This is a genomic window from Geobacillus sp. CCR, assembly GCF_052906625.1.
The window spans coordinates 36,700-50,681 of sequence record NZ_JBREBQ010000006.1; the positions used below are offsets into that span (position 1 = coordinate 36,700).

The 13,982-nt window shown below is 54.6% G+C and carries 11 protein-coding genes; 1 reads left to right on the forward strand and 10 read right to left on the reverse strand.

The features are described 5' to 3' along the window. Nucleotides 1-159: 159 nt before the first annotated feature. The 5 genes from glpX to ACVBDQ_RS04815 form a co-directional block, all read right to left on the reverse strand. Nucleotides 160-1,122 (reverse strand): class II fructose-bisphosphatase, encoded by a 963-nt coding sequence (glpX, locus tag ACVBDQ_RS04795; RefSeq protein ID WP_011232850.1) that lies wholly within the window; start codon nt 1,120-1,122, stop codon nt 160-162. 34 nt (nt 1,123-1,156) lie between these two features. After that, nucleotides 1,157-2,443, reverse strand: a complete 1,287-nt coding sequence (locus tag ACVBDQ_RS04800) for a UDP-N-acetylglucosamine 1-carboxyvinyltransferase (protein WP_011232851.1) — start codon at nt 2,441-2,443, stop codon at nt 1,157-1,159. Nucleotides 2,444-2,575: 132 nt separating this feature from the next. Continuing rightward, entirely contained in the window at nt 2,576-3,217 is a 642-nt protein-coding gene (gene fsa / locus ACVBDQ_RS04805) for a fructose-6-phosphate aldolase (RefSeq protein WP_011232852.1), read from the reverse strand. Nucleotides 3,218-3,292: 75 nt separating this feature from the next. Further along, complete coding sequence (locus tag ACVBDQ_RS04810; RefSeq protein WP_011232853.1) at nt 3,293-4,156, reverse strand: class II fructose-bisphosphate aldolase; 864 nt, start codon at nt 4,154-4,156, stop codon at nt 3,293-3,295. Between the two features lie 208 nt (nt 4,157-4,364). Continuing rightward, nucleotides 4,365-4,727 (reverse strand): response regulator, encoded by a 363-nt coding sequence (locus tag ACVBDQ_RS04815; RefSeq protein ID WP_013146624.1) that lies wholly within the window; start codon nt 4,725-4,727, stop codon nt 4,365-4,367. Between the two features lie 123 nt (nt 4,728-4,850). Between ACVBDQ_RS04815 and ACVBDQ_RS04820 the strand changes: the two genes are divergently transcribed. Next, complete coding sequence (locus tag ACVBDQ_RS04820) at nt 4,851-5,372, forward strand: DUF2529 domain-containing protein (RefSeq protein ID WP_011232855.1); 522 nt, start codon at nt 4,851-4,853, stop codon at nt 5,370-5,372. A 180-nt stretch (nt 5,373-5,552) separates the two neighbouring features. Here the strand turns inward: ACVBDQ_RS04820 and ACVBDQ_RS04825 are convergent, their stop codons facing one another. The 5 genes from ACVBDQ_RS04825 to ACVBDQ_RS04845 form a co-directional block, all read right to left on the reverse strand. Beyond that, entirely contained in the window at nt 5,553-7,148 is a 1,596-nt protein-coding gene (locus ACVBDQ_RS04825; RefSeq protein ID WP_011232856.1) for a CTP synthase, read from the reverse strand. 160 nt (nt 7,149-7,308) lie between these two features. Beyond that, nucleotides 7,309-7,866, reverse strand: coding sequence for a DNA-directed RNA polymerase subunit delta (gene rpoE, locus ACVBDQ_RS04830; protein WP_011232857.1), 558 nt, complete (start codon nt 7,864-7,866; stop codon nt 7,309-7,311). Between the two features lie 387 nt (nt 7,867-8,253). Then, nucleotides 8,254-11,514, reverse strand: coding sequence for a fused isobutyryl-CoA mutase/GTPase IcmF (gene icmF / locus ACVBDQ_RS04835; protein WP_011232858.1), 3,261 nt, complete (start codon nt 11,512-11,514; stop codon nt 8,254-8,256). Nucleotides 11,515-11,531: 17 nt separating this feature from the next. Beyond that, nucleotides 11,532-12,164: a TetR/AcrR family transcriptional regulator gene (locus tag ACVBDQ_RS04840; RefSeq protein ID WP_011232859.1), complete on the reverse strand. Its 633-nt coding sequence runs from the start codon at nt 12,162-12,164 to the stop codon at nt 11,532-11,534. A gap of 246 nt (nt 12,165-12,410) precedes the next feature. After that, entirely contained in the window at nt 12,411-13,553 is a 1,143-nt protein-coding gene (locus tag ACVBDQ_RS04845; protein WP_011232860.1) for an acyl-CoA dehydrogenase, read from the reverse strand. Nucleotides 13,554-13,982: the final 429 nt, after the last annotated feature.

Here is a 13,982-nt window from a genome sequence, read left to right on the forward strand (position 1 = left end):
AAGATGATGAAGGCTGAAATGAAATAAAGAAGTAGAATGGCAGAGCTTATTTTTGCATAAGCAACACGACTATTTTACCCTTTTTTCTTCTTTTTAATCAATATTTTTTTGTTTTTCCGAGCCAGGCGCGGCTCCGGCGCCCGGCCGGATGGTAGGATATCATTTGATGACTAAGTTCGGTTTTTTCTTCAAACTGTGCCGCCCTTCGATGAAGCGGACCGTGCCGGACTTGGCCCGCATGACGACGGAGTGGGTGAGGCCGTACGCCCCTTTCAGCCGCACGCCGCGCAACAGCTCGCCGTCGGTGACGCCGGTGGCGGCAAAAATCGCGTCGTCTCCTTTCACCAAATCGTCCATGCGCAGCACTTTGTTGACGTCAATGCCCATTTGTTTGCACCGCTCGACTTCATCGTCGTTTTGCGGCAGCAGCTTCCCTTGCAGTTCGCCACCAAGGCATTTCAACGCGACCGCGGCGAGCACTCCTTCCGGCGCGCCGCCCGAGCCGAACAAAATGTCAACGCCGGTATGGTCAAACGCCGTGTTAATGGCGGCGGCGACATCGCCGTCATTGATGAGCTTAATGCGGGCGCCGGCTTCACGCAGCTCATGAATGAGACGCTCATGGCGCGGACGGTTGAGAACAACCGCGACGACGTCTTCAATATCTTTGTTTTTCGCCTTCGCCACCGCCTTTAAATTGTCGATGATCGGCGCCTCAATGTCAATCATCCCGACCGCTTCCGGCCCGACGGCGATTTTCTCCATGTACATGTCCGGCGCGTGAAGCAGATGACCGTGGTCAGCGACAGCGACGACAGCCAAGGCGTTCCATCCCCCGGAAGCGACGATGTTCGTCCCTTCAAGCGGGTCGACAGCGACATCGACGCGCGGGCCATAGCCGTTGCCGAGCTTTTCCCCGATATACAGCATCGGCGCTTCGTCCATTTCCCCTTCGCCGATGACGACGGTGCCTTTCATCGGCACGGTGTCAAACACGTCGCGCATCGCCGACGTCGCGGCGTCATCAGCCTCATTCTTTTTCCCGCGCCCCATCCAGCGGGCGGCGGCAAGCGCCGCCGCTTCGGTGACGCGCACGAGTTCCATCGATAAGCTTCGTTCCATCGTCGTTCTCCCCTTCCCCTTTGTCGACTGGACGTTACGCGTTTTTCACTTGCTCGATTTCTTCATCGGTCATTTTTTCGCGCCAAATGGTGGCGCCGATGTCAGACAGTTTTTCGACGAGGTTGCTGTAGCCGCGGTCGATATGCTCGACGCCGGTGATCTCCGTCACTCCTTCAGCCATCAGCCCGGCAATGACAAGCGCCGCCCCGGCGCGCAAATCGCTCGCCTTCACTTTCGCCCCTTGCAGTTTGACGGGGCCGGTGACGATGGCTGAGCGGCCTTCGACTTTTACATTGGCGTTCATGCGCCGCAATTCATCGACATGCTTGAAGCGGGCGCTGTAAATCGTGTCGGTGACGACGCTTGTGCCGTTGGCTTTTGTCAGCAGCGCGGTAAACGGCTGCTGCAGATCAGTTGGGAAGCCCGGATAGACGAGCGTCTTGACGTCAACCGCTTTCAAAACGTCGGTGCCGCAGACGAGAATTTGATCTTCCCCCGTCTCCACGCGCACCCCCATTTCGCGCAATTTGGCCGTCAGCGATTCAACGTGCTGCGGGATGACGTTGTCGACGACGACTTCGCCATTGGTGGCCGCGGCGGCGATCATGTACGTCCCGGCTTCGATCCGATCCGGGATGATGGCATGGCGGCAGCCCGATAATTTTTCGACGCCGTCAATGCGGATCACATCGGTGCCGGCTCCTTTGATTTTCGCGCCCATATTCGAAAGCAATGTCGCTACATCGATGATTTCCGGCTCTTTCGCCGCATTTTCGATAATCGTCCGCCCTTTGGCGCGCACCGCCGCCAGCATGATGTTGATCGTCGCGCCGACGCTGACGACGTCCAAAAAAATGCGGGCTCCGCGCAGTTCCTCCGCGCGCAAGTAAATGGCGCCCTGCTCGTTCGTTACGGTGGCTCCCAGCGCCTCAAACCCTTTGATATGCTGGTCAATCGGGCGCGGACCGAGATGACATCCGCCCGGCAAGCCGACAACCGCTCTTTTGAAGCGGCCAAGCATCGCCCCCATCAAATAGTAGGAGGCGCGCAGCTTTTTCACCTTCCCATTTGGAAGCGGCATGGACACCATATTCGTTGGGTCGATGACCGCCTCTTTGCCGTCAAACGAAAACGAGCCGCCGATTTCTTCGATCAAGCTTCCTAAAATGTGCACGTCGGAAATGTCCGGCAACCCCTCGATCGTCACCGGCGAATCGGCCAAAATCGCTGCAGGAATCAAAGCGACCGCGCTGTTTTTCGCACCGCTCACTTTGATCGTTCCCCGCAGCCGATCTCCGCCGATAATTTTCATTTTATCCATCGTCGTCTCCCTTCTTTGCTCGGAAGTTGGCTTCACCCCTGGGACGAAAAAGCAAAGCCGGGCGGGCTCATCACGTCCGGCCTGAACGCGGCAGAGCGAGCCCGCTTCACCCAAGAGGCAAACGGCTTACTTTCATTTTTGCCGATTCCAGTCGGCGAGAAACTTCTCAATTCCTTGATCGGTCAGCGGATGGTTGAACAATTGCATAAGCACCTTGTACGGAACCGTGGCAATATGCGCCCCGCGCAACGCCGCTTCTGTCACATGGTGCGGATGGCGGATCGAAGCGGCGATGATTTCCGTTTCAATGCCATGAATGTTGAAAATCTCAGCGATGGTGGAAATGAGCTCTAAACCGTTATGGCCGATGTCATCGAGGCGGCCGAGGAACGGAGAGACGTACGTCGCGCCGGCGCGTGCGGCCAAGAGCGCCTGGTTGGCGGTGAACACAAGCGTCACATTCGTTTGAATCCCTTTTTCGCTGAACGCCTTGACTGCTTTTAAGCCTTCCGGCGTCATCGGCACTTTGATCGTAATGTTCGGGGCGATTTTCGCCAGCTCTTCGCCTTCCGCGATCATGCCAGCGGCGTCGGTCGAAATGACTTCAGCGCTCACCGAACCAGAAACGATCGATGTAATTTCGCGCAACCGATCATGGAACGATACGTTCTCCTTCGCCACGAGGCTTGGGTTGGTCGTGACGCCGGCCAAAATGCCGAGTTCATGGGCGTGTTTGATTTCTTCCAAGTTGGCAGTGTCGATAAAAAATTTCATGCTGAACCCTCCTTGTTATTCGTTGCACATGCAAAGGCAGCCGCGCGGCGGCCAAACGCCGCCCGCGAAGCCGATTCATCGCGCCGCTTTTCCGGACGAGCCAAACTCGCGCATTTTGCCGATGACCGTCGCTTTGATGGCGTCGCGGCCCGGGCCGATGATTTTGCGCGGATCATAGACGTTCGGGTCTTTCGCGAGCAGTTCGCGGACGACTTTGGTAAACGCCATTTGGTTTTCGGTATTGACGTTGATTTTCGATGTGCCAAGGGAGATCGCGCGTTGAATTTGTTCGGTCGGAATGCCGGTGCCGCCGTGGAGCACAAGCGGAACGCCGGTTAAATCGCGGATTTGCTCCATTTCGGCAAATCCGAGCTTCGGCTCTCCTTTGTACGGGCCGTGCACAGAACCGAGCGCCGGGGCGAGACAGTCGACGCCTGTCCGTTTGACAAGCTCTTCGCACTCTTTCGGGTCGGCGTAAATGATCCCTTCTCCGACGACGTCGTCTTCCTGCCCGCCGACGATGCCGAGCTCCGCTTCGACCGAAACGCCGCGCGCATGAGCATATTCAACGACTTGCGAGGTGATGCGGACGTTTTCTTCAAATGGATGGTGGGAGGCGTCAATCATAACCGAGGTGAACCCGGCGTCAATCGCCGCTTTGCATTTTTCAAAGCTCGATCCATGGTCGAGATGGATGGCGACCGGAACGGTGATGTTCATGTCTTCCATTAACCCTTTGACCATATTGACGACCGTTTTGAATCCGCTCATATAGCGGGCCGCCCCTTCGGAGACGCCGAGAATGACCGGCGATTTTTCCTCTTCGGCCGCCGCTAAAATGGCTTGTGTCCATTCCAAGTTGTTAATGTTAAATTGACCGACCGCGTATTTGCCGCGCAGCGCCTCGTTGAGCATCTCTTTCATCGATACTAACGGCATGGTTCCATCCTCCTTAGCTGATCGTCGTCTTTGTCGCCCTGGCGGTGACTGGGTCCACAGGCGCAAAATCCATCTACGTTATAAGCATACCAACTTGCCGGCAAAACGGCAACATTTCCACCCTTTATTCTCCTAAAGACGACAGCGTCATCAATGTCCATCGATGCGCTTTCTTTGCCAAAGGAAAGCCGCTCGTCGATGGCGCTGTCTAGGCGGTAATGTATTTTTTGACGGCAACGCGCAAATCGTCAATATCAAACGGCTTGGCAAAATGCATCAGCGCCCCGAGCTCTTTCGTTTCTTGAATCATATCGAGCTCCCCGTAGGCGGTCATGATGATCACCTTAATATCCGGATCAATCTCTTTCAACCGTTTTAAAATTTCAATGCCGTCCATGCCAGGAATTTTCATATCAAGAAGCACAAGATCGGGGTGATGTTTGCGGGCGATTTCGAGCGCCTGCATGCCGTTGGCGGCCTGATACGTTACATACCCCTCCCGCTGAAACACTTCGTTGAGCAAAATGCGGATGCCATACTGGTCGTCGACAATCAAAATTTTGTTTCCCACAGTTATGCACCTCTATTCCCTGTTTTCTCCCTATTAATGTTTCGCATTTGGCAAACCCTTTTCCTGCTTGCTTTTCTTGTTGTTTGCCGATTTTGTATAATAGCGGCGAAGGGAGGCCGAACCGTGAAAATTTTAACGACGCAAACGATCGGATTGTTGCAAAAAATCGCCGCGGATGAAGAGCTGGCGCTCGAAGACGGGGCGCGTCTGCTCGCTCAGGCCGCCATCGGTGATGGACGCATTTGGCTGTATGGCATAGGTGAACTCGATGCGGTCGTCACCGCCGCGCTTCTTGGCCCCGATCCGCTGCCGAAAGCCAAACGGCTTGAGCCGACAGCAACCGATGACTGGCAGGAAACGGACCGAGCGCTTCTATTTGCCCGCTTTTCCGCCGATCCTGAGGCCATTCGCCTCGTCGAACAGCTGCAGGCGCACGGCGTCGATGCAGTGGCCGTCGCGGCGCTCGTCAAGGATGAACCCGGACTGGCCGATATGGCCACCGTCTTTATCGACAGCAAACTTTCCCGCCCGCTCGTGCCGACCGAAGACGGCCGCCGCATCGGCATGCCGACGATCATCACCGCTTCATTCATCTACTACGGACTGCGCGTTTTGCTCGATGAAATTTTGGCGGAATATGAATAACAGCCGCCATGAAAGCGAGCGCTCTCCGACCGGCCAAAGGCAAAGAGGTATAGAAACCGCCCAAAAAACAGCGCCTGATCAATGGGCATCGTGCTTGACAAGATGAAAAATATCCAAAAAAGAAAGGGGGCTGAACCCAAAAGGCCGTTCTACGGCTTTTTTGGGACAGCCCCTTTTTCGTCACTCTTTCAGCGACGCTCTGACAAACTCGCGGAACAGCGGCTGCGGCCGCGTCGGGCGCGAGGTGAATTCCGGATGGAATTGCGCGGCGACGAACCACGGATGATCCTTGAGTTCGATCACTTCAACCAACCGTCCGTCCGGACTCGTGCCGGAAAAGACGAAGCCGTGCTCTTCCATGATCGGCCGGTATTGGTTGTTGAATTCGTACCGATGGCGATGGCGCTCGTAAATGACTTCATCGCCGTAGGCGGCGTAGGCAAGCGTCCCTTCCTGCAGCTTGCACGGATACAAGCCGAGGCGGAGCGTGCCGCCTAAATCTTCGACATCCTTCTGCTCCGGAAGCAAGTCGATGATCGGATGCGGCGTGTTCGGGTCAAACTCGGACGAATGGGCGCCGGACAACCCGACAACATGGCGAGCAAATTCAATCGAGGCGAGCTGCATTCCTAAGCAAATGCCCAAAAACGGCACGCGCTGCTCGCGGGCGTAGCGGATCGCCTCAATCTTCCCTTCGACCCCGCGGTCGCCGAACCCGCCCGGAACCAAAATGCCGTCCGCATCTTTCAACAGGTCGGCTACATTGTCACGCGTCACATGCTCAGCATTGATCCACTGAATATCAATGTCGGTGTCAAACGCATACCCCGCATGACGGAGCGCCTCAACAACAGAAATATAGGCGTCCGGAAGCTCGACGTATTTGCCAACCAAAGCGATTTTCGTCGTTTTCGATAAGTTGCGCACTTTCTCGACGAGCGCCTTCCATTCGGTCATATCCGCTTCGCGGCAGTTGAGGCGCAAATGTTCGCACACGATTTGGTCCAGTTTTTGTTCTTGAAGCATAAGCGGGACCGCATACAGCGTGTCGGCATCGCGCGCCTCGATGACCGCTTTCGGATCGATGTCGCAAAAGAGGGCGATTTTCTCTTTCATTTCCTGCGGCATCGGCATTTCCGTGCGCACGACGATGACGTTCGGCTGAATGCCGAGGCTGCGCAATTCTTTCACGCTGTGCTGCGTCGGCTTCGTTTTCATTTCCCCAGCCGCCTTGATGTACGGCACGAGCGTGCAGTGGATGTACATGACGTTTTCTCGTCCAACATCGCTTTTGATTTGGCGGATCGCTTCTAAAAACGGAAGCGATTCAATATCGCCGACCGTGCCGCCGATCTCCGTAATGACGACATCGGCGTTCGTCTCTCTTCCGGCCCGGAAGACGCGCTCTTTAATTTCGTTGGTAATGTGCGGAATGACTTGCACCGTGCCGCCTAGGTAATCGCCGCGGCGCTCTTTGCGGATGACGGCGGAATAAATTTTTCCTGTCGTCACGTTGCTGTATTTGTTTAAATTAATATCGATGAACCGTTCATAATGCCCTAAATCCAAATCCGTCTCTGCACCGTCGTCCGTGACGAACACCTCGCCGTGCTGATACGGGCTCATCGTCCCTGGGTCGACGTTAATGTACGGGTCAAACTTTTGGATCGTCACGTTCAACCCGCGGTTTTTCAACAAACGTCCAAGCGAAGCCGCCGTAATCCCTTTCCCGAGTGAGGAAACAACGCCGCCCGTCACAAAAATGTATTTCGTCATTTTGTCTTCCCCCTTGCCGAAATTGCGGTAACAGTTTCAGTGTTTGCGAAAGGCGCAAATAAAAAACGCTCCGCTTACCGTACGTAAGGGAGCGATCGATTTGTTCGTTTTCAAGAGCCCAACACACATTGTACCGGGTTCCCCTGGCAAAGTCAAGCGGTTATTCGTCTTCGTCCGGCTCTTCGAGATCAAGCTCTTCATCAAGCGGCGCATCGTCCAGCTCAAACTCTTCATCGCCGAGAATGTCATCGTCAAACGCGACGTCTTCGTCCAGATCGAATTCTTCATCTTCCAAGAGCTCGTCTTCATCAAGCTCGAGCTCTTCCCCATCATATTCATCCAAATCGTCGTAATCGAGATCTTCATCTTCAAGCAACTCATCGTATTCATCGTATTCATCGTCAAGCGCTTTTTTCTTCTTCTTCGGCTTGACGATCGTCACCGTTTCGTCTTCTGTCTGGTCAAACGGATACCATGCGCGCAATCCCCAGACGTTTTCCCCAACGCAAATAAACCGGCCGTCGATGTTTAAATCGGTGTAATATTGGGCCAGCCGCGCCTCCATCTCTTCTTCCGATATGCCGGCCAGCGCTGCTGCTTCACGAACGAGTTGATCAAACGGCAGCGCCTCCCGCTTGTCAAGCAAAATGAGGTTCGCCAGCTCGACGAACGACATCTCCTGCAATTCCTCCGGCGAGTATTGCTGCTGCAGGCTCAAGTTCAGCACTCCCCTTCTATATTAATGAAACAAATGAATGCAAGTGGAATACATACCATTCATTATAAACAAATTGTCGGGGTTTATGCTACCCATTTGCCGAAAAAAGCAAAGGAGGGCAGCCCTGCGGCGAGGGCGGCCCTCCTTCCGATTCCGACATATCCGTTGTCACAATCACCTTTGTTCACACCGCTCCACTTTTCCTTACGAAGCCCATTCGTCTTGCTCTTTTGGCCCAATCCGCGTTCCGTTCGTTTCACCTCCGGCGGGCCAGTACGCCAACAGCCGCTGCCCATCATTCTACCGATCTGCTAAAGTTCAACGGGCCGTTGTCCATTGTGATCAAGGGCGCCCATCGAAAGCAGAAAACAACGAAACTCCCTCGAATTACATATTCCGCCGGTATTGTCCGCCGACTTCGTACAAGGCGCGGGTGATTTGTCCAAGGCTGGCGACTTTCACCGTTTCCATCAATTCTTCGAAAATGTTGCCGCCGCTTGTCGCCACTTGCTTCAGCCGTTCGAGCGCCGGGCCGGCTTTGTCTTTGTTCCGCTCTTGGAATTCGCGCAAGTTGCGGATTTGCGTCTCTTTTTCTTCGTACGTCGCCCGGGCGAGCTGGATGTTGTTCAGTTCGTCCTCTGACGGCGGATTCGGGTTCAAGAACGTGTTGACGCCGATGATCGGCAGTTCGCCGGTATGTTTTTTCGTTTCATAGTAAAGTGATTCGTCTTGAATTTTGCCGCGCTGGTATTGCATCTCCATTGCCCCGAGCACGCCGCCGCGGTCGTTGAGCCGTTCAAACTCTTGCAACACCGCTTCTTCAACCAAATCGGTCAGCTCTTCAATGATGAACGACCCTTGGAGCGGGTTTTCGTTTTTGGTCAGGCCAAACTCTTTCGTGATAATGAGTTGGATCGCCATCGCCCGACGGACCGACTCTTCGGTCGGTGTCGTGATCGCTTCGTCATAGGCATTCGTATGCAGCGAGTTGCAGTTGTCATAAATCGCCAGAAGCGCCTGCAGCGTCGTGCGGATGTCGTTGAAATCGATCTCCTGCGCGTGCAATGAACGGCCGGACGTTTGGATATGGTATTTCAGTTTCTGGCTCCGTTCGTTGGCGCCGTATTTTTCGCGCATGACGATCGCCCAAATGCGGCGGGCGACGCGGCCGATGACCGAATACTCCGGATCGAGGCCGTTGCTGAAGAAAAACGACAAGTTCGGCGCAAAATCGTCAATGTGCATGCCGCGGCTCAAGTAATACTCGACATACGTAAAGCCGTTCGCAAGCGTAAACGCCAGCTGCGTGATCGGGTTCGCCCCCGCCTCGGCGATATGGTAGCCGGAGATCGACACCGAGTAGTAGTTGCGGACGCGGTGCTTGATGAAATACTCTTGAATGTCGCCCATCATTTTTAAGGCGAAATCGGTCGAGAAAATGCACGTGTTTTGCCCTTGGTCTTCCTTCAAAATATCGGCTTGAACCGTGCCGCGCACCGTTTGCAGCGTCCATTCCTTCACTTGTTCGTACTCTTCCGGCGTGAGCGGGCGGCCAAGCTCGGCTTCCTTTTTCTCGACTTGCTGGTCAATCGCCGTATTCATAAACATCGCCAGCAAAATCGGAGCCGGACCGTTGATCGTCATCGACACGGATGTGAGCGGGTCGCACAAGTCAAACCCTTTGTACAGCTTTTTCATATCATCAAGTGTACAGACGCTGACACCGCTTTCCCCGACTTTGCCGAAAATGTCCGGCCGGTAGTCCGGGTCTTCGCCATAGAGCGTCACGGAGTCGAACGCGGTGCTGAGCCGCTTCGCCTTGTCTTCTTTGCACAAGTAATGGAAGCGGCGGTTCGTGCGCTCCGGCGTCCCTTCGCCGGCAAACTGCCGTTTCGGGTCTTCGCCTTGGCGCTTGAACGGGAAGACGCCGGCCGTATACGGGAACGAGCCAGGGACGTTTTCTTTATACACCCAGCGCAAAATCTCTCCGTAGTCTTTGAATTTCGGCAAGACGACTTTCGGAATGTCCAAACCGGACAACGTTTTCGTCGTCAGTTCGGTGACAATTTCTTTGTCTCGCACTTTCGTAACAAATTGTTTTGCCGCATATTTCGCTTTCGTTTCTTCCCATGTCGCCAAAATGCGCTTCGATTCCGGCGTCAATTTCGCCTCATAATCCGCTTTGAGCGTCTCGAGCGCGCGGATCACGTCTTCCGCTTCGCCCCGTTCCTTCGCCGCTTCGATGGCCCCTTCGATTTGGAAGAGGCGTCGGGCCACTTCGACTTGCTGCTCGGCGCGGCGGTGGTACGAGCGGACCGTTTCCGCGATTTCACGCAAATAGTAGCGGCGCTCGTTCGGGATGATGACATTATGCTTTTCGACATTGGCGACCGTTTTTAAGCTTGTTTTCCAATTCGTTCCTGCTTTTTTATTGATCGTATCCACAAGCGCGACAAAGAGCGTATTCGTGCCTGGGTCGTTAAACTGGCTGGCGATCGTGCCGTACACCGGCATTTCCGAAACATCGCGGTCAAACAGCTGGTGGCTGCGCTGATATTGTTTTTGCACTTGCCGTTTTGCGTCTTCTGACCCTTTGCGCTCGAATTTATTAATGACAATCAAATCGGCATAATCGATCATGTCGATTTTCTCAAGCTGCGTCGGCGCGCCGAACTCGCTTGTCATGACGTACATCGACACGTCGCACACTTCGGTAATGGCGGCGTCGCCTTGGCCGATCCCGCTCGTTTCAATGATGACAAGATCAAATCCGGCCGCTTTGACAACCGAAATGGCGTCGCGAATCGCCGGCGACAGTTCCGTGCGGGAATGGCGCGTCGCCAAGCTTCTCATGTAAACGCGCGGCGAGTTGATCGAGTTCATCCGGATGCGGTCGCCCAACAGCGCCCCGCCCGTTTTTTGCTTCGTCGGGTCGACTGACAAGATCGCGATTTTGATATCAGGAATTTCGTTTAAAAAGCGGCGGACGAGCTCATCGGTGAGCGAGCTTTTCCCAGCTCCGCCTGTGCCGGTGATGCCGAGCACCGGCACGCGCTTCTCGAGCGCCTTCACTTGTTCAATGGCGGCTTCCGCCGCCGCGGCCGCCTCTTTGTTTTCCCCCTCGGCGCGATATTCGCACAGCGTGATGAGCCGGGCGATCGCCTGCACATCGCCGGACGGAAGCCGCTCCAGTTCATCGGTCACCACCGTCACGGTCGGAAAATCGCACTCTTCAAGCATGACGTTGATCATCCCTTGCAAGCCGAGGCGTCGGCCGTCTTCCGGCGAGAAAATGCGGGCGATGCCATATTCGTGCAGCTCTTTGATTTCCCGCGGGATGATGACGCCGCCCCCGCCGCCGTAAATGCGGATATGGGACGCCCCCCGCTCTTGGAGCAGGTCGTACATATATTTAAAAAATTCCATATGCCCGCCTTGATACGAGGAGACGGCAATGCCTTGCACATCTTCCTGAATGGCGGCATTGACGATTTCCTCCACCGATCGGTTATGGCCTAAATGGATGACCTCGGCGCCGCTCGCCTGCAAAATGCGGCGCATAATGTTGATTGAGGCGTCATGGCCGTCAAACAAGCTCGATGCAGTCACAAAGCGGACGTGATGCTTCGGACGGTAAATGTGCGCCATCGTTTCTTCTCCCCCTTTTAGACTCGCTGTTTCTCCATAATCCCCTTTAATAAAAACTCGGTTTGCAGTTCGATATATTCATCGAGTGTATACATTTTCCGCAGCACCCAACGGCGGAACGCCCACATTTGCCCAAGAACGACGATGTTGTGGGCGAACAGGCGGATTTCGCTTTCAGAAAGCTGCAGCGCCCCGCTCTCAACGCATGCGCGCAAAATATGTTCGAAAATCGCCGCCATATCGAGTTCTTTATTCAACACATACGGCAGCGATTCTTTGCTTAGCGCTTTCACTTCTTGATACATGACGAGCACTTCATCATCGAGTTCATCAACAACGCGGAAATAGTGGGCAATGGCGCGCCTTAACCCTTCGATCGTGCCATGGTGGGCACCGAGGTCTTGTTCCGTCCGCTCCCGCACTTCGTCGTAAATGCGGTCGCACACGAGATAGAGGACGTCTTCTTTCTTGCGGATGTACTCGTACAACGTGCCGATGCTGAAGCCGGACGCTTTGGCGATCTCCCTTGTCGTCGTTTGGTGGAAACCTTTTTGTTTAAACAAGGAAATCGCGCCTTTGATCATCTCATTGCGCCGTTTTTTCACGAGCTTTTCGTCTTTGACCGATGCAATCACTTCCCGTTTTTTCATGTTCGTTGTCTCTCCCCCATTCCCATTTGACGGCGGGGCGCCGCCCCGCCCCATGCCTATCCGTGCGCCCTTCCCCAAAGCGCCAAGCCGCCGTTCAGATCCAAAACCATTGAAATGACGCACAATGTTTCAATCGCGCGCCAACACGAATGAGTGGACGCGCAGTGTTTAATTGTGTGTCAACACGAATGAGTGGACGCGCAGTGTTTAATTGTGTGTCAACACGAATGAGTGGACACGCAATGTTTAATTGCGTGTCAACATGCGCGAAATGACAAGGCGTTGGATTTCTTGCGTTCCTTCGTAAATTTGCGTAATCTTCGCGTCGCGCATAAACCGCTCGACCGGGTAGTCCTTCGTGTAGCCGTTGCCGCCGAAAATTTGCACCGCCTCGACCGTCACTTTCATCGCCGTGTCGCCGGCAAACAGTTTCGCCATGGCGGATGCTTTGCCGTACGGCAAGCCATTCGACTCCAACCATGCCGCTTGATAGGTCAAGAGCCGCGCCGCTTCAATGGCCGTCGCCATGTCAGCGAGCTTGAAAGCGACCCCTTGCTGCTCGATGATCGGTTTGCCGAACTGGACGCGCTGTTTCGCATAGTCCACCGCCGCATCCAGCGCGCCCTGGGCAATGCCGACCGCTTGGGCGGCGATGCCGTTGCGGCCGCCATCGAGCGTCATCATGGCGATTTTAAACCCTTCTCCTTCTTGACCGAGCAAGTTTTCTTTCGGAATGCGGCAGTCTTCAAAAATGAGCTCCGTCGTCGGCGACGAACGAATGCCGAGTTTCTTTTCCTTTTTGCCGAACGAAAAGCCCGGCGTTCCTTTTTCCACGATAAAGGCGCTGATCCCTTTATGCCGCTTTTCCGGATCGGTGACGGCAAATACGACGTAAATTTCCGCTTCGCCGCCGTTGGTGATCCATACTTTCGAGCCGTTTAAAATGTAGTGGTCCCCGTCTTTTACCGCACGCGTTTTCATCGAGGCGACATCCGACCCCGCCCCCGGCTCGGACAGAGCGTATGCCCCCAGTTTTTCCCCAGTCGCTAAGGCGCGCAAATACTTTTGCTTTTGTTCTTCGTTGCCGAACTTGTAAATCGGCCAGCTGGCGAGCGATATATGCGCGGAAAGCGTCACCCCGGTCGAGGCGCAGACGCGCGACAGCTCCTCAACGGCAATGACATAGGCCAAATAATCGCTGCCAATGCCGCCGTATTCTTCCGGCCACGGAATGCCTGTTAAACCGAGTTCAGCCATTTTGTTGAAAATGCCGCGGTCAAACCGCTCTTCTTCGTCGCGCTCAGCGGCAGTCGGCGCTACCTCATTTTCGGCAAATTCGCGCACCATTTTTCGCAGCATTTCATGTTCTTCGCTCAATCGAAAGTTCATCGTTTCATTCCCCCGTTTTCCTATATATCCGAAATCCTCGTCCCCCGTGCCAGCGTGATCACCGTTTTCCAAAAACAGACAACGAATCGTTGTGCCGCGACGTTGCCATCCAGTTCGCCGCCCATTCCGGGTTTTCCAAAGACAGACAACGAATCGTTGTTGGGAAAAGAGAATAGGATCGCTCCGGCTGCACAACAAAACGCAGCAAATGACAGAGCCCCGTGTTTATGCCTCCATCCCTGAAAGCGGCGTTGTTCAGCCTTCCGAAGACCCGACGGTTTGCGGCTCATTCCACCATTTCATTCGGTTGCCAATCATGAGCTGACTGAACACAAGCTTTTCTGCCTCTTCCCTCGAACAAGAACGCCGACGGGCAAATGCCATTTGCCCGCAAAACGTTCATTGTTCGAGGAGGGCATGCTGTCGCAT